The sequence below is a fragment of the Limnohabitans sp. genome, assembly GCF_017848645.1.
Classification (GTDB): Bacteria; Pseudomonadota; Gammaproteobacteria; order Burkholderiales; family Burkholderiaceae_C; genus Limnohabitans_A.
This window is the reverse complement of the sequence record NZ_JAFEIF010000064.1, coordinates 28529-49335: the sequence shown is the minus strand read 5'-3', so window position 1 is coordinate 49335 and position 20807 is coordinate 28529. Positions and strand designations below refer to the sequence as shown.

Annotated in this window: 16 protein-coding genes, 1 tRNA gene and 1 pseudogene; 10 read left to right on the top strand and 8 right to left on the bottom strand. The window is 60.1% G+C overall.

All coding sequences use genetic code 11. The annotated features are described in order from the left end of the window. Positions 1 to 215: 215 nt before the first annotated feature. From QZ190_RS14030 to QZ190_RS14020, 3 genes are read right to left on the bottom strand one after another with little or no spacing between them, the layout of a single operon-like run. Complete coding sequence (locus tag QZ190_RS14030) at positions 216 to 1175, bottom strand: complex I NDUFA9 subunit family protein (protein ID WP_291917349.1); 960 nt, start codon at positions 1173 to 1175, stop codon at positions 216 to 218. Then, entirely contained in the window at positions 1172 to 2260 is a 1089-nt protein-coding gene (locus QZ190_RS14025; protein ID WP_291917347.1) for a M14 family metallopeptidase, read from the bottom strand. Before QZ190_RS14025 ends, QZ190_RS14030 begins: the two co-directional genes overlap by 4 nt. Positions 2261 to 2271: 11 nt before the next feature. After that, positions 2272 to 3483, bottom strand: coding sequence for a M20 aminoacylase family protein (locus tag QZ190_RS14020; protein WP_291917345.1), 1212 nt, complete (start codon positions 3481 to 3483; stop codon positions 2272 to 2274). A 145-nt stretch (positions 3484 to 3628) separates the two neighbouring features. On the opposite strand from QZ190_RS14020, the gene QZ190_RS14015 reads away from it, so the two are divergent. Then, positions 3629 to 5719 (top strand): molybdopterin oxidoreductase family protein, encoded by a 2091-nt coding sequence (locus QZ190_RS14015; RefSeq protein ID WP_291917343.1) that lies wholly within the window; start codon positions 3629 to 3631, stop codon positions 5717 to 5719. Further along, complete coding sequence (locus QZ190_RS14010) at positions 5712 to 6017, top strand: polyhydroxyalkanoic acid system family protein (protein WP_291917341.1); 306 nt, start codon at positions 5712 to 5714, stop codon at positions 6015 to 6017. The genes QZ190_RS14015 and QZ190_RS14010 overlap by 8 nt, the downstream gene beginning before the upstream one ends. 44 nt (positions 6018 to 6061) lie before the next feature. Here the strand turns inward: QZ190_RS14010 and QZ190_RS14005 are convergent, their stop codons facing one another. Beyond that, positions 6062 to 8038 (bottom strand): lytic transglycosylase domain-containing protein, encoded by a 1977-nt coding sequence (locus tag QZ190_RS14005; protein WP_291917339.1) that lies wholly within the window; start codon positions 8036 to 8038, stop codon positions 6062 to 6064. Between the two features lie 9 nt (positions 8039 to 8047). Here QZ190_RS14005 and QZ190_RS14000 point away from each other — a divergent pair, with 9 nt between their 5' ends. Then, positions 8048 to 8632 carry a 5-formyltetrahydrofolate cyclo-ligase gene (locus QZ190_RS14000; protein WP_291917337.1) on the top strand — a complete coding sequence of 195 codons (585 nt, stop codon included), beginning with the start codon at positions 8048 to 8050 and terminating at the stop codon, positions 8630 to 8632. Positions 8633 to 8644: 12 nt separating this feature from the next. Next, the gene (locus tag QZ190_RS13995; protein ID WP_291917335.1) at positions 8645 to 9295 is read left to right on the top strand and encodes a TetR/AcrR family transcriptional regulator; all 651 of its coding nucleotides are present in this window, start codon (positions 8645 to 8647) and stop codon (positions 9293 to 9295) included. A 48-nt stretch (positions 9296 to 9343) separates the two neighbouring features. Here the strand turns inward: QZ190_RS13995 and rapZ are convergent, their stop codons facing one another. The 3 genes from rapZ to QZ190_RS13980 are packed head-to-tail and all read right to left on the bottom strand — an operon-like array spanning position 9344 to position 12798. Next, positions 9344 to 10207, bottom strand: a complete 864-nt coding sequence (gene rapZ, locus QZ190_RS13990) for an RNase adapter RapZ (RefSeq protein ID WP_291917334.1) — start codon at positions 10205 to 10207, stop codon at positions 9344 to 9346. Continuing rightward, positions 10204 to 11901 (bottom strand): DNA repair protein RecN, encoded by a 1698-nt coding sequence (recN, locus tag QZ190_RS13985; protein ID WP_291917332.1) that lies wholly within the window; start codon positions 11899 to 11901, stop codon positions 10204 to 10206. The genes rapZ and recN overlap by 4 nt, the downstream gene beginning before the upstream one ends. A gap of 3 nt (positions 11902 to 11904) precedes the next feature. Further along, positions 11905 to 12798 carry an NAD kinase gene (locus QZ190_RS13980; RefSeq protein WP_291917330.1) on the bottom strand — a complete coding sequence of 298 codons (894 nt, stop codon included), beginning with the start codon at positions 12796 to 12798 and terminating at the stop codon, positions 11905 to 11907. Positions 12799 to 12826: 28 nt separating this feature from the next. On the opposite strand from QZ190_RS13980, the gene hrcA reads away from it, so the two are divergent. Both hrcA and QZ190_RS13970 read left to right on the top strand, forming a co-directional pair. After that, positions 12827 to 13831 carry a heat-inducible transcriptional repressor HrcA gene (hrcA, locus tag QZ190_RS13975; RefSeq protein WP_291917328.1) on the top strand — a complete coding sequence of 335 codons (1005 nt, stop codon included), beginning with the start codon at positions 12827 to 12829 and terminating at the stop codon, positions 13829 to 13831. Positions 13832 to 13865: 34 nt separating this feature from the next. After that, positions 13866 to 13942 (top strand) — tRNA-Ile (locus tag QZ190_RS13970). A gap of 66 nt (positions 13943 to 14008) precedes the next feature. On the opposite strand, the gene QZ190_RS13965 is transcribed toward QZ190_RS13970, so the two are convergent. Then, the gene (locus QZ190_RS13965; protein WP_291917327.1) at positions 14009 to 14968 is read right to left on the bottom strand and encodes a tripartite tricarboxylate transporter substrate binding protein; all 960 of its coding nucleotides are present in this window, start codon (positions 14966 to 14968) and stop codon (positions 14009 to 14011) included. A gap of 203 nt (positions 14969 to 15171) precedes the next feature. Here QZ190_RS13965 and QZ190_RS13960 point away from each other — a divergent pair, with 203 nt between their 5' ends. From QZ190_RS13960 to QZ190_RS18150, 4 genes and pseudogenes are all read left to right on the top strand, one after another. After that, positions 15172 to 16851: a hydantoinase B/oxoprolinase family protein gene (locus QZ190_RS13960; RefSeq protein WP_291917325.1), complete on the top strand. Its 1680-nt coding sequence runs from the start codon at positions 15172 to 15174 to the stop codon at positions 16849 to 16851. Then, the gene (locus tag QZ190_RS13955; RefSeq protein ID WP_291917322.1) at positions 16848 to 18974 is read left to right on the top strand and encodes a hydantoinase/oxoprolinase family protein; all 2127 of its coding nucleotides are present in this window, start codon (positions 16848 to 16850) and stop codon (positions 18972 to 18974) included. Before QZ190_RS13960 ends, QZ190_RS13955 begins: the two co-directional genes overlap by 4 nt. Positions 18975 to 18984: 10 nt before the next feature. After that, entirely contained in the window at positions 18985 to 20463 is a 1479-nt protein-coding gene (locus tag QZ190_RS13950) for an aldehyde dehydrogenase (RefSeq protein WP_291917321.1), read from the top strand. Positions 20464 to 20474: 11 nt separating this feature from the next. After that, positions 20475 to 20777 (top strand): annotated as a pseudogene (locus tag QZ190_RS18150) (thiamine pyrophosphate-binding protein); the annotation flags it as partial. Positions 20778 to 20807 lie beyond the last annotated feature (30 nt).

Here is a 20807-nt window from a genome sequence, read left to right as displayed (position 1 = left end):
GGCAAAGGGTTGGCCAGTGAGATGAAACCGGAGCCAAGGCGAAAAAAGCTTCGATCATCCAAGGTGTGTGAGGGGATGCGGCGGGTGACGATTCACGGTACCCCGTCATGAGGAACCCGCCGCATCCCCTCACACACCCTCAACTGAGACCACCAAAGCCCAAACGACCAGCGCAAAAACCTCTCAAGAACGCACCGCGAAGGCAAGGCCAGAACTCAGCGCCCCGCCCCCGCACGCCAGCGGTTCAACTTGCTGCGCGGTCCGCGATGACCCAAGTACGTCGGAGCCACACCCGCGGCAGAGGCTGCAGTGATGCCCAAAGCCTGCAAACCCGGCAGCTGGCCCGTGGCCACGTTGTCCACCTTCATCGAGGCCAGGTTGTCCCGGCTCATGAGCGGCTCGCCCGGTGCCAACTCCATGGCCGCAGCTTGCAGCCACCCCACCCACATCGGCAAACCGATGACCGGACGGCCCCGGCCGTTGTTCACACCCGCCCACTGTCCCGCCAGCTTGACCAGCTCGCCCAGCGTCAACACATCCGGGCCGCACAGCTCATAAGTCTGGCCGATGGTGTCCGGCTTTTGCAGGCAGAGCGCCACAGCGAGCGCCACATCGGCCACCCACACGGGCGCAAAACGTGTGCCGCTGCCCGCCAGTGGCATAAAAGGCGCCACGGCCTGCAGGTCGGCAAACAGGTTGAGGAATTTGTCTTCGGCACCAAAAATCACGCTGGGGCGCAAGATCGTCAGCTGAAGCCCTGCGTTGTGCAAGACCGTCTCGCCCCGCGCCTTGCTGCGCTGGTACATCGAAGGGCCCTGCGGGTCGGCGCCCAGGGCGCTGACGTGCACCAAGCGCTGCACGCCCGCTTTCTTCATGACGCTGGCGATCTTGCCGGGCAAATCCACGTGCACGCTTTCAAAGCGCTCCTCATTGCCATGCAGCACGGCCACCAGGTTCACCACCGCGTCGTGACCGAGCATCAGCCGGGCCAAGTCGGCTTCCTTGTGAACAGAGGCCTCGATCACGGTCAATCCAGGCAGGCTTTGCACGCTGGCCGCATTCACGGCGCGGCGGGTGGGCACGGTGATGTGCCAGCCCAGGCGGGTCAGCTGCTCGCAAACGTGGCGACCGACAAAGCCGCTGCCACCCAAGACCAGAACGCGTGGTGTGCTCATGCCGCGCTCAAGCCGCTGACGGCCTGGTGCATGGCGTCCATGGCTTGGTCAACGATCTGGGTGCGCCATTCGTCGGTGTCGACGTAGAACGCATCCATCAGATCTTGCTTGATCTGTTTTTTCAGGGCCTCAGGCGCTTCGGGGTGCAGGTGCAGCCAATGGTCGCCGCGCAAGGCACCGATGACTTTGTCGGGCGCTTGGGTGCCGTATTCCAGAGCAATGCCGGTGTATTGCGCCTGGCGGCACTCCTGGTAAGCCGCCATCCACATGAGCCCCGTGAGCATGGGGGAGCTGGAAGAGCCGTCATAAATCGAGGTGATGCCCTGACCCCACCAGGCTTTGGCGCGTGCAAAGGCCGCTGCGTCGTCGGCACAGGCAAAAATGCGCTCGCCCACGCCGCTGGGGCCCAGGCCCGTGTGGAGATCGATCCAGGCCATTTTTTGGCAGCGCTGGCCGTATTTTTGCAGCACCTTGCGCAAGGTGAGGTTGCTCCAAGTGGGCGCTTGGCCACCAAAAAACAAGCCATTCGGGAATTCGTGCTGACCCTTGGAGACGGCAGCCTGGTAAGTTTTCATGCCGCGTTCGGCGATGTATTGCGCAGTGGCCGCTGCGTTGGCGGCATCCGGTGGCCAGACATCGGGCAGCAGCAGGGGATGGATTTCGCGGTAATCCGGGTTATCGGGCAGGGGCTTGGAGAAATCCTGGAAATTGCGGTTGATGTCCACGTTTTCGTGGGTCACCCGGCGCACATGCGAGAACCCGTGTGGGTTGAGCGCATGGATGTACAGCACCGCGACACCCCGCGCACGGGCCGCTTCACGCCAGGCGGTGTTTTGCAGGGCATGGACTTGCACGCCGGAGCCGCAATAACCCTCCACACCATGGCAAGCGCTGCTGATGACGAGCAGCTGTTGGGCATCGGCCGCGCCGTCCAGCACCACGTCCATGGCCAATTTTTCACCGTCCCGACCGGGCAGGGGGTGGACGTTCGAGTCGACTTGCAGGCCTGCGGTCTGGGCAGCGTTCAGGAATTTGTCGCGGGCTTGAGCGTAGCTTTTGGAAAAGCCCTGTTGGATGTCGTTCATGCGGAGCCCGGTCAAGCGGTTTGGGTCGGTTGGGCCAGCCACTGCGTGGCCAACTCCACCCAATAGGTGCCACCCAGCGGGATCAGGTCGTCGTTGAAGTCGTAGCTCGGGTTGTGCAAGGTGCAAGGGCCGCCGCCGTGGCCCATCTCGCGGTGCGCGCCGTCGCCGTTGCTGATGAACACGTAAGCGCCCGGCTTGGCTTGCAGCATGTACGAGAAGTCTTCCGCGCCCATGGTGGGCTCTTGGTGCAGCACCTGCTCGGCTCCCACGATGCTGTTCATCACCTGGCGGGCAAAGTCGGCTTCGGCCGGGCTGTTGATGGTGGGCGGGTAGTTGCGGTGGAACTCGAATTCGCATTGCGCACCAAAAGCGGTGCAGATCGACTCGGCCACCAGTTTCATGCGCGTCTCGATCAGATCGAGCACTTCGATGCTGAAAGTGCGCACGGTGCCCTGCAGTTCGCAAAAATCGGGTACCACATTGGTGGCTTCGCCCGCGTGGATCATGGTGACCGAGATCACGCCCGCATCCACCGGTTTTTTGTTGCGGGTGATGATGGTCTGGAAACCTTGCACCATTTGGCAGGCCACAGGCACAGGGTCGATGCCGTTGTGAGGCAGCGCGGCGTGGCTGCCTTTGCCGCGGATGGTGATCTTGAACTCGTTGCTGGACGCCATCACGGGGCCTGCGCTCACGGCAAAGGTGCCCACAGGGGCGCCCGGCCAGTTGTGCATACCGAACACGGCCTGCATCGGGAACTTGTCAAACAGGCCGTCCTTGATCATCTCGCGGGCACCGCCGCCGCCTTCTTCGGCCGGTTGGAAGATCAGGTACACCGTGCCATCAAAGTCGCGGTGTTTGGAAAAATGTTTGGCGGCAGCCAGCAGCATGGCCGTGTGGCCATCGTGGCCGCAGGCGTGCATCTTGCCCTGGTGTTTGCTGGCATGGGCGAAGGTGTTGAATTCCTGCATGGGCAGTGCGTCGATGTCGGCGCGCAGGCCGATGCCGCGGCCGCAAGCGCCGCCGTCACGCCCGTGCACGATGCCGACCACCCCGGTGGTGCCCATGCCGCGGTGGATGGGGATGCCCCAGTCGGTCAGCTGTTGGGCAACCACGTCGGCTGTGCGCACTTCTTGGAAGCACAGCTCGGGGTGGGCGTGGATGTCTTTGCGAATGGCCGCGATGCTGGCCGCGTCGGTGAGGATGGAGTCGATGATTTTCATGGGTACAGTCTAGCCACACTTGAGGGGGATTGCCAACACCCCTGTGCACATGGGGGACAAACGGACCGCCCGCCCAGGGCAGGGTTTGGGCCACAATCAGAATGAATCATTGCTCCCAGCCTGACTTTCCCCTCTCCATCGCCCCATGACCGACTCCCTTTTGGCCCCCCAAACCGTGCGCGGCGCTTGTCCGCACGACTGCCCCGACACCTGCGCACTGTTGACCACCGTGGAGAACGGCCGTGCCACCAAGGTGCAGGGCAACCCGGCGCACGCGCCTACCGACGGCGTGCTGTGCACCAAGGTCTCGCGTTACACCGAGCGCACCTACCACCCCGATCGCCTGCTGCAACCCCTGCGCCGGGTCGGACCCAAGGGTTCGGGCCAGTTTGAACCGGTCAGCTGGGACCAGGCGTTGGACGCCATTGCCGCCCGGCTGAAAACCATCGCCGCGCGCGACCCTCAGGCCATCTTGCCCTACAGCTACGCGGGCACCATGGGCCTGGTGCAAAGCGAGTCGATCGCGGCGCGGTTTTTCCACCAATTAGGCGCATCGCTTCTGGACCGCACGATTTGCGCCTCGGCCGGTGCCGAAGCGCTGACCCAGACCCTGGGCAACAAGGTGGGCATGAAGAATGAGTTTTTTGCCGAATCCAAGCTGATTGTCATCTGGGGCAGCAACTCTATTGGCAGCAACCTGCATTTTTGGCGCATTGCCCAGGCGGCCAAGCGTCAGGGCGCCAAGCTGGTGTGCATCGACCCCCGACGCAGCGAGACGGCCGAAAAATGTCATGAACACATTGCCCTGCGCCCCGGCACCGACGCCGCGCTGGCGCTGGCCCTCATGCACGAGCTGATCGTGCACGGCTGGCTCGACCAAGACTACATTGACCGCTACACCTTGGGCTGGGACGCTTTGAAGGCCCGCGCTTTGCAATGGCCGCCAGAGCGTGCGGCCGAGGTGTGTGGCGTGCCGGTTGAACAAATTCGCCAACTGGCGCGCGACTGGGGCACGACCCAGCCCGCCGCCATTCGGTTGAACTACGGCATGCAGCGCGTGCGCGGGGGCGGCAATGCGGTCCGGGCGATTGCTTGCCTGCCTGCGCTCACGGGCGCCTGGCGGCACCGGGCTGGCGGGGTCTTGCTCAGCAGTTCGGGGAACTTCCCCGTGCGGCGGGCGGCTTTGCAGCGTCCCGACCTGCTGGGTGAGCGGCGTCCACGCACCATCAACATGTCCACCATTGGTGACGATTTGCTGCGCCCGTCATCGCCCGCATTTGGCCCGCAAATTGAAGCCTTGATCGTCTACAACAGCAACCCGGTGGCGGTGGCCCCCGAGTCGGGCAAGGTGGTGAAGGGCTTTGGCCGCGAAGACCTGTTCACCGTGGTGCTGGAGCATTTTCAGACCGACACGGCCGACTATGCCGATTTCATCTTGCCGGCCACCACCCAGCTAGAGCACTGGGACATCCACACCAGCTACGGCCACACCGACGTGCTGCTGAATCGCCCGGCGATTGCCCCTGTGGGCGGTGCGCGCACCAACACCGACATCTTCCGGGCGCTGGCCGCCCGCATGGGTTTTGACGATGCATGTTTTGCCGAGAGCGACGAAAGCCTGTGCCGCAGTGCCATTGGCGACGCGCAAGATTTTGAGCAACTGCTGGCGCACGGCTTTGCCTCTTTGCCCTTGCCCGATGCGCCGTTTGCCCAAGGCGGCTTTCCCACACCCTCGGGCCGCTGCGAGTTTTTCAGTCAGCGCCTGGCCGACCAGGGGCTGGACGGCCTGCCCGACCACTTGCCCAACTACGAACTGGCCGCGCCCGGTGGCCGCTACCCGCTGGCCATGATTTCGCCGCCTGCGCGCAACTTCCTCAATTCGACCTTCGTCAACGTGCAAAGCCTGCGCGACATCGAGGCCGAGCCGGTGCTGGAAATGCACCCGCAAGACGCTGCAGCCCGCGGCATTCTTGACGGCGCGGTGGTGCGTGTGTTCAACGACCGGGGCACTTACCACTGCAAGGCGCGTGTGAACCAGCGGGCGCGCCTCGGTGTGGTCAATGGCCTGGGCATCTGGTGGCGCAAGTTGGGCCTGAACGGCACCAACGTGAACGAACTCACCAGCCAGCACCTGACCGACTTGGGCCGTGCGCCTGTGTTTTACGACTGTCTGGTGGAAGTGTCTTTGGATGCCCAATTCGCTGCCCATCCAACCCAGAAAGCGCCCCATGCCTGAACTCAAGATCGAACGCGAACACACCCTGGGATTGGCGGGTGCACGCGCCGTGGCCGAACGCTGGCGCGAGCAGGCCGAGCAAGACTGGGGCATGAGCTGCGAGTCCGAGCCTGGTGAGGCCGAAGACCGCATGCGTTTTGCCCGCAGCGGCGTGAGCGGCGAGCTGACGGTGACCGAGACCCGGTTTGATCTGCAACTGAAACTGGGCTTTTTGCTCGGTGCCTACAGCGGCAAGATTGCACAAAAAATCAATGCCAACCTGGACGAGTTGTTGGGGCCTGCCTCAGCTGCTGGGTGAAAGGTGCACACCCGGCCATGGCTTGGCTGGGGGCTCCGCTGGCTTCAAGGCAAATCCGTGTTGACTTCGGCGATGGGTGAGGTTCGAGGCCCGACCTTGCCCAAACGGGCTTTGAGTGACTGTGGCTGCCGTGTCAGGATGGCGGCGTAGTTGGTGGTGTTGGAGAGCACCTTTTTCACGTAATCGCGCGTTTCCTGAAACGGGATGTTCTCCGCCCAGATGGCCGCGTCCAGCACCGGGCCGTTGCGCCACTGGCGCGGGCGACTGGGGCCCGCGTTGTAGGCGGCGGTGGCCATGGGCATGGAGCCTTCAAAATCGTCCAGCACCAGTTTCAGGTAGCCCGTGCCAATGGCCACGTTCACCTCGCGGTCGGTGATCTGGTCCGGGGTGAAGTTGGTGAGGCCTATCTTTTTGGCGGTCCATTTGGCGGTGGCGGGCATGACCTGCATCAGGCCGGATGCGCCCACATGCGAGCGGGCGTCCATGACGAACCGGCTTTCTTGTCGAATCAAACCGTACACATAAGCCGGGTCGAGGCGGATCTCGCCAGCGCGACGCACCACCGTCTCGCGCAGCGGCATGGGAAAGCGCTGGTCAAAGTCGATGACCTCTTTGGTGCGCTCGCTGGTGTTGATGCAGCGGTCCCAGACCTGGCGCTGGCAGGCCAGGTCGGCGGCGGCCAGCAGTTCGCGGTCGTTCATGCCGCCGGGCGTGTGCAAGTTGGTGCTGTAGTTCCATTCCCGGTTGCCTTCGGCGCGCAGGCCGATGGCCACGGCGTAAAAGGCGCGTTGCAGGCCGGGGTGGATCAGAGCCGCCGCTTTTTCTTGGGGTGTCAGGGCCACGGGGCGCTCGGGCACGGTGATGGTCTGGCCCAGGTCTTCCAGTGCCAGTTGCTCATAAAAGCCCCGCACGCTGGCGATCTGGCGCAGCAGGCTTTGGGCTTCCTGGCGCTGGGCCTCGTTGTGGGTCGTGCTCAGCAGGGCGCGCGCACGCCAATAGACCCAGGTCGGATCTTTGCGGGCTTCGGCGCTCATGGTCTGGGTGGCGCTCAGCACCTGGTGCCATTGGCCTTGGCGCAAGGCAGCTCGCACTTTCCAGGCCAGCAGGTCGTCGTTCAGATCACTGTCTTTTTGCACTTTGGCAAAGTAACTGGCGGCGTTGTCCTGCAACTTTTGAGCAGCTTGTTTGCCGATCACGGCCCAAGTCCAATTGCGCTCCTCCTGGCTGAGCTGAATGGACCAGCGCCGAGCGAGCAAATCCGCGGCTTCGTCTGGGTCTTTGTTGGCCAGTCGGATCAGGGCCAGCACGGCCAGCTCTTTGCGGCTGCGGGTGATGGCCAGGATGCGCTTGTCCAGGTACTTGGCCGGGTCGGCGTGGATCAGGGCCACTTGTTCGGACAGGCGGGGTGCCTCGATGTCGACGGCTGCTTGCGCGGCGCGTGGACGGTTGGTGTCCATGGCGATGCGGGCCTTGCGCCACAGGTCCAGCGCCTGGATCTGGCGGCCCGAGTGCAGGTGTTCGGCCACATAGGTGCAGCCGTCGTCGGCCTCGCGCTGCGCATACCAAAGGCGCAGGGCTTCCTCGGCCACGTCGGCTTTGCTGTTCATGACTTCCGTGGCCAGGGCGTAGCAGCGCACTTCGCGGTCGTCGCGCATGCGAAAGCGGGGGTATTCGGCGGTGAAGGTGGCCCAATCGCGGCGCTTGCCCAGCTGTTGCAGCCAATCGTTGCGCAGGCGGTCTTCGTAGTAGCTGCCTGCGTAGGTGTTCAAAAAGCTGCGGATTTCAGAGGCAGGCGCGGTGTCCAGCCGGGTGCGCATCTCCCAATAGGCGGCCAAGGGCTCCAGCACATGGCCACGGGCTTGGGGCAGCAGGGCCGACAGCCGTTTGGCATCATTTTTGCGAAAGGCTTGCTGCATCTCCAGCAGCACCTCATCGCCCCGGTTTTGGGCCTGGGCAGGCCAGCCCCACAGGCCTGTCACGGCCATGGCGCTCAGCAGTGTCAAAATGCGTCTGAATTTCATGGGTCGATTATGGACAAAGCCGAAGCAAAACGCGCCTTGAGAAAAGCCTTGGTGGAAGAAAGGTTGAACCTGCCGGACCGCCTGGCGCGGGCCGAAGCCTTGCAGCGCGTCATGCGCATCTGGTTGTTTGACCGCCCGGACACGGTGATCGGTGCTTATTGGCCCATCAAGGGCGAGTTTGATCCGTTGCCCGCGCTGCACCGCTGGAAAGAAGATGGCGAACTGCATGGTGAGCCCCAGCGCCGCCGCATTGGTTTGCCCGTGGTCAACAAGCAGCACAAAACCCTGACCTTCCACACCTGGTACCCCGGCTGCCCGATGGAAGAAGACGCCTACGGCATCCCCAAGCCCAAGGACACCGAAGTCATCGTGCCCACCTTGCTGTTTGTGCCCTGCGTGGGTTACGGCATTGGCGGCTACCGCCTGGGCTACGGCGGCGGCTTTTACGACCGCACCTTGGCCACCTTGCAGCCCAAGCCTTACACCGTGGGCCTGGGCTACACCCACGGCTTTCTGGACGATCTGGAGTCTGAAGACCACGATGAGCCCCTGGACGCGATCCTGAACGACAACGGGGTGGTGTGGCCTGTTTGAGGCCTGAACGTCATGGCCAGACCCAAATCCGCAACCCACGACATCAAGCGCGATGCGATCCTCGACATCGCGGCGCAATGCTTTGCCCAGCGCAGTTACCCTGCCGCCAGCATGAACGAGATCGCCACGGCATGTGGCACCTCCAAGGCGCGGCTGTACCACTATTACGACAGCAAAGAAGCCATTTTGTTTGACCTGCTGGACCGCCACACCCAGCGCCTGCTGGCGGTGATCGCACAGACCGAGGCTGCCGCCCAGCGCAAGGACCTGAACGACCGGGCCACCTTGCACGAGCTGGTGCGGGCGTTTTTGCAGGAATACGAAACATCGGCCACACGGCACGCGGCGCTGCTCAACGACACGCAATTTTTGAGTGATACACCCGACCCGGCCCTGGGCGGGCCATCCCTGTCACCGCGCGAGCTGATCTTGAACCGCCAGCGCGACATCGTGGCGGCCATGACCCGCTTCATGAAGCGCGCCTACCCCGAGCGACTGACCCCCACCAACCAGACGGCCCTGACCATGATGCTGCTGGGCATGATCAACTGGACCTTCACCTGGCTGCGCCCGGGCGGGCCGATCAGTTATGCGGCTTTTGCCGATGAGGTGATCGGGATGCTGGAAAAGGGGTTGGGTCATAGCGCTGGGCCAAAGCGCTGAGTAAAGCCTCTCAGGTTAAATCGGCAGCCATGCGTCTTGCGCTGCTGCTCAAAGCGCGTCCAGCTCCCGGTGGCGCTTGAGGGTGAGCCAACGTGCGCTGAAGTTTTGGGCCAGCTGCTCGACCATGAACACTGAGCGGTGCTGGCCCCCGGTGCAGCCAATGGCCACCGTCACGTAACTGCGGTGGTCGCGCTCGATGGCGGGAATCCAGTGCTTCAAAAAGCCCTCGATCTGCAGCTGCATCTGAACGAATTCTTCAGATTGGCGCAGGTAGGCCTGCACCGGCTCATCGCGCCCGGTCAGCGGCCGCAGCGTGCTTTCGTAATGCGGGTTGGGCAGCATGCGCACGTCAAACACGTAGTCGGCATCGGTCGGGATGCCGCGTTTGAAGCCAAAGGATTCAAAGACCAGTGTCAATTGGGCCGATGGGGCGCTGACCAGGGTCTTGATGTAGGTTTGCAGTTGGGCCGAACGCAGCAAACTGGTGTCGATGACATGGGCCCGTTCACGCAGATCGGACAGCAATTCGCGCTCGAACTGGATGGTCTCGAACAGCGCTTTGTCGCTTTGGGGCTTGTCGCCACCCGACAAGGGGTGTTTGCGCCGGGTTTCGGAGTAGCGCCGCTGCAAGGTGTCGGAGTTGGCGTCCAGAAACACCGATTTCACCGACATGCCCATGTCGCGCAGCAAGTTCATTTGCTCCGGCATCAGGTGCAAGGAGTTGGCGCTGCGCACATCGATCGCAATCGCCAGGCGTTGCTCTTTGTGCTGTTCTTCGAGTTTGACGAAGGGGATCAGCAACTCAGGCGGCAGGTTGTCCACGCAGTAATAGCCCGCGTCTTCAAGCGCGTGCAGCGCCACCGATTTGCCAGAGCCGGACATGCCGGTGATGAGGATGATGTCCATGCTCATCTTTGGGCGGCTTTGCGGCCAGTGGGTTGGGGTGTTGGCTTGGGGGGTGGGGTGTCCAGCATTTCGCGGGCATGGGCCAAGGTGGTGGCAGACAACTTTTCGCCGCCCAGCATGCGGGCAATTTCGCTCACGCGCTCTTCGCCGTTCACGCCGCGCACCTGGCTGCTGACCTGGCCTTTGGAGGCGGCTTTGCTCACCAGCAGGTGGTGGTCGGCGCAAGCCGCCACCTGGGGCAGGTGGGTCACGGCCAGCACCTGGCGGTGTTGGCCCAGTTGTTTCATGAGTCGGCCCACGGTTTCGGCCACAGCGCCGCCCACACCCGAATCCACCTCGTCAAAGATCAAGGTCCCGGCTTCGCCCAGTTCGCTGGTGGTGACGGCAATGGCCAAGGCGATGCGCGAGAGCTCGCCGCCCGAGGCCACTTTGCCCACGGGCCGGGGCGTGCTGCCCTCGTGCCCGGCCACCAAAAAGCTCACTTCTTCGAGGCCGTGTTGCGCGGGTGCGTCCAGGGTTTGCAACTGCACCTCAAAGCGGCCGCCTTGCATGCCCAACTGCTGCATGGCGCTGCTGACGGCTTGTGCCAGGGGCTTTGCTGCTTGCTGGCGCTGGCGCGAGACGGCTTTGGCCGCTTGGGTGCAGGCGGTTTGAGCGGCGTGTGCGGCTTTTTGCAGTGCGTCCAGGTCGGCGGCGGCATCGAGCTGGGCCAGCTCTTGACGCCAGGTTTGCAAGGCCAGCGGCAGCTCGTCGGGGGTTTTCTTGTAACGCCGGGCCAGCGACAACCACAGGCCCATGCGCTCGTCCAGTTGGGCCAGCTGGGCTGGGTCCAGGTCGGTTTTGCGCAAATAGGCGTGCAGGCTGTGGGCCACGTCTTCGGCTTGGGCCTGGGCAGAGGCCAGCACCTCGGCCAGGGCGTTGAATTCGGGCTCAAACTGCCCGAGCGACTGCAGGGTCTGGATGGCGCGGGACAGCTGGCGCAGCGCGCCGCCATCCTCATCGCCTTCGATCAGCAGCGTGCCTTGGTTGGCCCCGTCGATCAGGGCCTGGGCGTTGGCCAGGCGGCTGTGCTGGGTGCTCAGCTCTTGCCATTCGTCTACTTGCGGGTTGAGCTTTTCCAGCTCGCCGATTTGCCAGGCCAGGCGTTCGCGTTCGTTGGCCAAGGTGCTTTGCGCTTGCTGGGCATCGGCCAGGCTTTGTTGGGCTTGTCGCCAGCCGTGCCAAGCGGCTTTGAGGGGGCGTGTGTCGATGCCCGCATAGGCGTCGAGCAGGCCGCGCACCGCGTCCGGGCGGGTCAGGCTTTGCCAGGCGTGCTGGCCATGGATGTCCAGCAGTTGTTCACCCAGTTCGCGCAATTGGGTGGCGGTGGCGGGGCTGCCGTTGATCCAGGCGCGGCTTTTGCCCGCGGTGTCCACGGTGCGGCGCAGCAGCAATTCGGCGCTGGCCTCGATACCAGCTTCTTCGAGCCAAGCTGCAATGGCGGGCGTGGGCTCGAATTCGGCGCAAACCTCGCAGCGGCTGGCGCCTTCGCGCACCACACCCGATTCGGCGCGTGCCCCCAGGGCCAACTGCAAGGCATCGATCAAAATCGATTTGCCCGCCCCGGTTTCGCCTGTCAACACGCTGAAACCCGTGCTCAGGTCCAGCTCCAGTTCGTGCACGATCACGAAATCGCGCAGGGTGATGTGCGTCAGTGCCACGGCTTAAGCGCCCTCATTCCAGTGCATTTTTTTGCGCAAAGTGTCGAAGTAATTCCAGCCTGAAGGGTGCAAAAACCGCACCCTGTGCTCGGAGCGTTTGACCACGATCCGGTCGCCCAAAATCAGGTCAGCCAGCGACTGCATGTCAAAGTTGGCGCTGACGTAGCGCCCGGCCACGATCTCGATGCTGATTTCGGATGACTCGGGCAGCACGATGGGTCGGTTGGACAAGGTGTGCGGCGCAATCGGGGCCATGACCCAGCCGCCCATGGCCGGGTGCATCAAAGGCCCGCCCACCGACAAGGAATAAGCGGTCGAGCCTGTGGGCGTGGCGATGATCAGGCCGTCGGCGCGTTGGTTGGACACAAAGCGGCCATCGACCTCGACACGCAACTCCACCATGCCCGAGGTGCCACCCCGGTTGACCACCACGTCGTTCATGGCCAAGGCGCTGAACACGCTGCGTTGGTCGCGCATGACGTGGGCTTGTAGCAAGCTGCGGTCTTCGGGCTGGTAATGGCCCTGCAACATGGGCAGCAGCACATCCTGGTAGCTTTGCAGGGGAATGTCGGTGATGAAGCCGAGCCGGCCTTGGTTGATGCCCATCAGCGGCAGGCCGTAGCGGGCCATCTGGCGGCCAATGCCCAGCATGGTGCCGTCGCCCCCAATGACCAAACCCAAATCGCACTGCGCGCCAATCTCGGCCATCTCCAGTACGTTGTATCGGTTCAGACCCGTGTGCGAAGCAGTTTCCTGGTCCAGCACCACGTCGCAGCCTTGCCGCGTCAAGAACTGGGCCACGTCGTCCAAGGCGCGGCGCGAACTCTCCAGCGCACCGCCATGCGCGCTGGTGTGGTACTTGCCAAAGAGTGCAACGTGACGGAACTTGGATCTCATTTGCAAATTACATCATTAAAATGACCGCATGCTAGATGATCGTGCCAAGTTATTGCTCAAAGCCCTGGTGGAACGCTATATCGCGGACGGCCAGCCTGTGGGCTCGCGCACGCTCTCCAAGGCCTCGGGCCTGGATTTGTCGCCCGCCACCATCCGCAACGTGATGTCCGACCTGGAAGAGCTGGGCCTGATCGCCAGCCCCCACACCTCGGCCGGGCGCATCCCGACCAGCCGGGGCTACCGCCTGTTTGTGGACACCATGCTCACGGTGCAGCGCGACGGCCTGGACACCCCGGCGCTCACGCCCGACCAGCCGCAAAAAGTGATCGCCAGTGCGGCTAACCTGCTGTCCAACCTGTCGCATTTTGTGGGCGTGGTCATGACGCCGCGCAGGGCCTCGGTGTTCCGGCACATCGAATTTTTGCGCCTGTCCGAGCGGCGCTTGCTGGTCATCATCGTCTCGCCCGAAGGCGATGTGCAAAACCGGATCCTGTTCACCGAGACCGATTACTCGCAAAGCCAGCTGATCGAGACCTCGAATTTCCTGAACACCCACTACGCGGGCATGGCCATTGAACAGGTGCGCAGTCGGGTGCAGCAAGAGCTGGTCAGCCTGCAAAGCGAAATTGCCACCCTCATGCAAGCAGCCGTGCAGGTCAGCACCGAAGCCCTGGCCGAAGACCAGAACGAGGTGGTCATTGCCGGTGAACGCAATTTGCTCTCGGTGAGCGACTTTTCAAGCGACATGGGACATCTGCGCCGGGCGTTTGACTTATTCGAGCAAAAAACCCAGCTCATGCGCTTGCTGGACGTGTCCAGCCAGGCCGAAGGCGTGCGCATCTATATCGGTGGCGAGAGCCAGATCGTGCCCATGCAAGAGCTGTCGGTGGTCAGCTCGCCCTACGAGGTGGATGGTCAGATCGTCGGGACCCTGGGTGTGATTGGCCCGACCCGCATGCCCTATGACCGCATGATCCAGATCGTCAACATCACCTCGCGCCTGGTCAGCAACGCTTTAAGCCAGTCCAAATAAGACCCTGCAGCCCACTACAATCACGGCTTCGGTGGGGGCGTTAGCTCAGTTGGTTAGAGCAGAGGACTCATAATCCTTTGGTCCACGGTTCAAGTCCGTGACGCCCTACCATTCACATCCTTACGATCAGTGGGTGATGGTTCCGGTAGCTGTTTGTCATGGGATGTCAAGCCAGTTTCAGTCCATCCTGGCACCCGACTTGATGATCACCTGTTCCCATTTGTCAATTTCAGCCTTGACAAAGGCTTTGAATTCTTCGGGACTGCTGCCCACGGGTTCAGCACCTTGTGCCTCCATTTTGTCTCTGATGTCTTGCGTATTGATGGCCTTGATGGTGGCGTTGTACAAGGCATTGACAATGTGTGGAGGGGTTTTGGCCGGAGCAAAAAGGCCATTCCAGCTGGATACTTCAAAGTCGGCAATGCCAGCTTCTGCCATGGTGGGAACATGGGGCAAAGTGCCCATGCGTTTTTTGCTGGCCACTGCAATCACGTTGAGCTTGCCACTTTTGAGATGGGGGATCGCAGACAAAGCGGTTTGAAAACTCATTTGAACTTGGCCGCCCAACAAATCTGACATGGCAGGCGCTGCCCCTTTGTAGGGGACATGGATCAAATCAATGTTGGCGCGCAACTTGAGAAGTTCACCCGCCAGGTGCGGGGAGCCGCCACTACCGCTGGATGAAAAAGCCATCTTTCCTGGATTCTGCTTGGCCAGCGCCACAAATTCGCGCAGGTTTTTGGCTGGGACCGAAGGATGCAAAGCCAATACCGAGGGCGCCGTCATGGTCTGGGTAATGTGAATGAAGTCCCGCATGGTGTCGTAGCCGAGATTTTTGTACGCGGTCATGTTGGTGGCATTGGCGATGGTGCCCAGCAGCAAGGTGTAGCCATCGGGTGTGCTTCGCGCTACAAATTCCGAGGCAATGTTGCTGCCTGCCCCCGCACGATTTTCCACAATCACGGTTTGCCCCAGCGTTTCTTGAAGCTTGGTGGCAATGCTCCGCGCCACGATATCGGTGGCACCGCCGGGTGCGTAACCCACGATCAAACGGATGGGTTTATTGGGGTAGATGGCATCTTGCGCATGCGCAGAGAAGGCCAAAAGTCCAAACAAAATGGTCCAGATGCGATTCATGAATAGCCCGTCCTGTCAGAGTCCCAAACAAATCGCAAGTGTAGGTAGGGATGAAGCAAGTCGGCAAGAGCTTGAACATGGGTGTTGACCCTTATGGGACAGCGCGTGACTTTAGCCTGCCGCTAAATGAGAGTTTGTGATTGACCAATGGTCTTGATTCTGGTGGCTGGTCACAATCAAAAAAGAAATTGATTGGGTGATCCATGGGAAAAAGCATCAGCGCACTGCAACTTGGAATTATTTGGCAACGCTTGACGGGGTTGATGGATGAGGTCGCTCAAACCTTTGTTCGCACTTCGTTTTCGGTGGTCGTTCGTGAGAACTGGGACTTGGCCTGTTCATTGATGGATGCCAACGGCAGGGTCTTTGCTCAGTCATCCCGGTCAATCCCCTCATTTTTAGGAACCATGCCACGAACTCTGGCAGCCATGCTGGAGCGCTATCCCAAGCACACCCTGGAGCCTGGTGACGTCTTGATTTCCAATGACCCATGGTTGGGTACTGGACATCTGAACGACATCACCATGGTTCGGCCAATTTTTCGCGGTGCAGAGTTGGTGGCATTTGTCGGCTCAACCTTCCACACGGTTGACATTGGCGGAGCCCCCAATCCTTTTGCCAAAGATGCGTATGAGGAAGGCTTGTGCATCCCCGTTCTCAAAATTTGCAGACGGGGTGAAGAGAATTTGGATGTTGTTTCTTTCATCAAAGAAAATTTACGAGAGCCTCTGGAAACCCTTGGAGACATCCGTGCGCAGTTTGCCGCTTACGAGTTGGCCCAAAACAAATTGTTGGCATTGCTGCAACAAGAAAGCATCGATGATTTGACGGCAGTCACGGATCAGATACTGCTGCGTTCAGAAAACAGCATGCGCAGAATGCTGGAATCCATGCCCGATGGTGAGTTCGATGACCAGGTCATGGCGGATGGGTTTGAGAAATCATTGAGGATTTGCTGCACGGTTCGCAAAAAAGGCTCCGAATTGGTGATCGATTATTCAGGCACGGATGCACAAATCGACAAGCCGATCAACTCCGTGATGAATTTCACATTCGCTTACAGTGCCTATGCGGTCAAGTGTGCTTTTGACCCAGCATCCCCCAACAACGATGGTGGACTGCGTCCATTGACCATCTTGGCGCCAGAGGGCTGTTTGGTGAATCCAACACGTCCAGCGCCCGTCTGGGGGCGGCATCTTTCGGGTCACTATTTGCCGTTCGTCATTTTTGGAGCGCTTTCCAAAATGATGCCCAACAAAATCATTGCGGACAGCGGTTCACCGATCTGGAATGTCTACTTCAAAGGGGTTGACCGATCCCAACGCAAGTTTGTGAAGATGTTTTTCATGAGTGGCGGTTATGGAGCCAGAGCCACCAGCGATGGTCCTGCCTGTTTGAGTTTCCCCACCAACGTCGCCAACAGCCCGATTGAGCAATTTGAAAATCAGACCCCCATGCTGGTGACTGAAAAAAGTTTGCTGGTGGACAGTGGCGGTGCGGGTTTGCACAGAGGAGGATTGGGCCAGCGCATTTCATTCAAATCTTTGTCACCCGAACCTTTGACTTTCATGATTCGTCATGAGCGGGTCAAGCATCCGCCAAGAGGCTTTCTGGGTGGACTCGACGGGGCAGCGGGGCTTGATTTATTGGACGGCGTGAAAATTCCCGCCAAATCGGTCATCAGCATGCAAGAGGGTCAGGTTGTGACGTTTGAAACTCCCGGTGGTGGTGGCATGTCTCCTGCTCATCTGCGTGAGCGTTCTGCGGTCAAAAGAGATCTGATCGATGGCGTGGTTTCTGTTGCAAGCGCTAAGCGCGATTATGGTTTGACCGAGTCCGAAATCAAACAAATGCTGAATGCAAACAAAGGCAAATCTTCATGAGCAGTGAAATGATGGCAATGAAAGGACCCTACCGGATTGGGGTAGACATTGGGGGAACATTCACCGATTTGGTCATGATTGACTCGCAAGGTCTCTTGGTCAATGAGAAGGTGTTGACAACACCGCACGACCCCTCCGAAGGGGTGTTGACCGGGGTTGGCCTGATCACAAAAAACAACGGTGTCTTACCCGAGCAAGTGGAGAACATCATTCATGGCACTACGTTGGTGGCGAATGCATTGATCGAGCGAAAAGGTGTTGTGACCGCATTGGTGACCACCCAGGGTTTTCGGGATGTGCTGCAAATTGCACGTGAATGGCGCTACGACATCTATGATTTATTTTTAACGCCAGTCGAGCCTTTGGTGCCGCGATCGCTTCGCTTTGAAGTCAATGAACGGGTGGCATTTGATGGCACCGTGGTGGTACCCCTGGACGAAGCAGCGCTTGAACCCATCGCACTGCAAATCCGTGAGGCCGGTGCTCAGGCGGTCGCGATTTGCTTTTTGCATGCCTTCCGGCACGATGCCCATGAATTGAAGGCCAAGGAAATATTGCAGGCGCTGCTGCCCGACGTGACCATTTGCATCTCCAGCGAAGTCATGCCTGAAATTGGTGAGTACGAGCGGACAGCAACGGCGGTGTGCAATGCGTATGTTCAGCCCTTGTTTGAAAAATACATTTCCGGTCTGATCCAGGGGCTCAAAAGCATGGGCATCCAAAAGGACTTGTATCTCATGCAATCGGATGGTGGCACGGTCCATTACACGACGGCCATGGCCTATCCGATTCGACTGGTGCAATCGGGTCCCGCCGGTGGCGTGCAGGCCACATCATTGATCGGGAAAATGGCTGGCTTGAACGATGTTCTGTGTTTTGACATGGGGGGTACGACCGCTAAAGCGTGTCTGATCAATGGCTCTGAGTCGCAGGTCATCAACGATTTTGAGGTCGCTCGCTTGCAGCGTTTTCGCAAAGGCAGTGGCATACCCCTGAAGGTGCCGGCGATCGACATGATCGAGATTGGCTCAGGCGGCGGCAGTATTTCCCGGGTCAATCAATTGGGTTTGATTCAGGTCGGACCTGACAGTTCAAGTGCCGTTCCCGGTCCTGCCTGTTATGGGCAGGGTGGACAAGATGCGACGGTCACAGACGCAGACCTGGTTCTGGGCTATTTGGATGCGGGGTCATTTTTGGGTGGCGACATGCCATTGAATCTGGCCGCAGCGAGCCATGCCATCGACACTCAAATCGCGCAACCTTTGTCATTGTCCATTGTTGATGCGGCATTTGGCATTCATGAAACCGTCAATGAAGCCATGGCTCAGGCGGCCAGCATTCACGCGTTGGAAAAAGGACTCAAAGCATCCCATTACGCCATGGTGCCCATTGGTGGAGCCGGACCTGTTCATGCGTGTCATGTGGCCATGAAACTGGACATGCGTCACGTTCTCATTCCGCGAGGGGCTGGCGTGGCATCGGCCTTTGGATTTTTGGCATCGCCCATGTCATTTCAGTTTGTCCAGGCACAGATTTCTACATTGACGCAACTCGATGCCGCCAAAGTCAAAGAATTGGTGGATGGTTTGCACAAGAAAGGCATGGCGATGATGGCGCACTCTGGCCTGACATCAGACCAGTGTCGTGTCAAGGTGAGTGCGGCCATGCGCTATGTGGGGCAGGGGTACGAGGTGGAGGTGCCGGTGGACATGATGTCACCCATGGCCAATCTGGTGGACAGCATGGCGCAAGGTTTTTCCGCGTGTTACCAACACTTGTACGGCCGCACTGAAAAAGATACGCCTGCCGAAGTGGTGTCTTGGCGTGTGGTTGTGCAAGGGCCGTCCCCCGATTTGCTGCAAGTGGCCGATTCAGGGGATGAAGCGGTTTTACCCCAAGCGGCCCATGCTCTCAAAGGGCATCGCCCCGTCTTTTGTGTCGTGAAAAAAGAATTCGTGACCACACCGGTGTATGCCCGCCATTTGCTGGCCGTAGGCGCTGTCCTGGAAGGCCCTGCCATCATTGAAGAGCGCGAATCAACGGTGGTCATTCCCCACTTGGCTCGGGTGACGGTCGATGCGCATTTGAATTTGCGCATTGACCTTGCCCTTCAGTCTTTTTGAAAGCTTGTAAATGAAGCGTTATTCGATGTTCATTGACGGGGAGTGGGTCAATCCCTCGTCCGGGCGTTGGCTGGATTCAGTCAACCCCTATTCCGGTGAAAAATGGGCCGAAATACCCTTGGGAAATCAGCAGGATGTCGACCAAGCCGTTCAGGCAGCCGAGCGGGCCATGCGCCAAGGGGCTTGGTCACGCATGACGCCATCGCAGCGCGGTCAGGCCTTGGTGCGGTTTGCCGATGTGTTGCTGGAGCATGCGCCACGGCTGGCTGAAATTGAGGTGCGTGACAACGGAAAACTCTACGCTGAAATGAGCAATCAGTGTAAGTATTTGGTCGAGTGGTTTCGCTATTTCGGCGGGCTGGCAGACAAGGTGCAGGGGACAGTGCCGCCCATTGACAAGCCGAATGTGCTCAATTTCACGCGTTATGAACCCATCGGCGTGACCGCCTGCATCACGCCCTGGAACTCACCTTTGCTCTTGTTGGCATGGAAGGTCGCGCCAGCATTGGCTGCAGGCAACGCGGTGGTGATCAAGCCCTCTGAATACACCTCTGCATCCACGCTGGAGTTTGCAGCTTTGGCTGTCCAGGCGGGCTTGCCTGCAGGATTGATCAACGTCGTCACGGGCTTAGGGTCGGATGTGGGCGAAGCTTTGGTCACACACCCCTTGGTGCGCAAAGTGGCCTTCACGGGGGGAGAGTCAGGTGGTCGGCGGGTCAATGTGGCTGCAGCAGCGGACTTCAAACATGTGACCTTGGAGCTGGGCGGTAAGTCAGCCAACATTGTTTTTGAGGACGCCCGGATCGAGGACGCCCTGTCAGGGGCCATTTCGGGCATCTTTGCCGCCAGCGGTCAAACCTGCATTGCAGGCTCTCGCTTGCTGGTCCACGAATCGATCCATGATGTTTTTGTGGAAAAGTTGGTGGCATTGGCCAGCACCGCGCGATTTGGCGACCCCATGTCCCCAGATACACAGCTTGGCCCGATCACCACCGAGCAGCAATTTCGCAAGGTGCTCGATTACATCGAGATTGCCAAGAATGAAGGTGCTCATTGCGTCATGGGCGGGGCCGTTGCTCAAGGTCCTGAAGGTGCCAAAGGCTTCTTTGTGCAACCCACCATTTTTGTGAACGTGACGCCCGACATGCGCATCGCTCAGGAGGAGGTGTTCGGCCCCGTACTGAGTGTCATCAAATTCAAGGACGATGACGATGCTGTTCGCATTGCCAATGGCACCCAGTATGGCTTGGCAGCAGGTGTGTGGACTGAGAATTTGCGCCGGGCAGTGGACATGTCCAACAGGCTGGTGGCGGGGACTGTCTGGGTCAACACATACCGTTCCACAAGTTACACCTCACCTTTCGGGGGGTTCAAGTCTTCCGGAATGGGGCGTGAAAACGGACTGGATGCGATTCATGATTACTTGCAGGTCAAGAGCGTTTGGATTTACACCGGCGGGCCTGCCGCCAATCCGTACATCAGGCGATAAAGGGCTTTGACATGGAAAATACCATCACGACAGCCCAAGCCTTGGCACGCGCGCTCAGCGAGGCGGGTGTCAAACGAATATTCGGATTGCCCGGTGGCGGCTCCTCTTTGGATGTGATCGAAGCCGCCGCCCAGTTGGGCATCGATTTTGTTTTGACGAAGTCCGAAAATGCGGCAGTCATGATGGCCGGAGCCATGGCCGAGACCACCGGCATACCCGGCGTGGCCATCATGACCAAAGGGCCTGGTGTCGCCAATGGTGCAAACGGTGTGGCCTACGCATCGCTGGACCGTGCGCCCGTGCTCGTGATCACCGATGGCTTCACACCCAAGCAACTGAGCTAC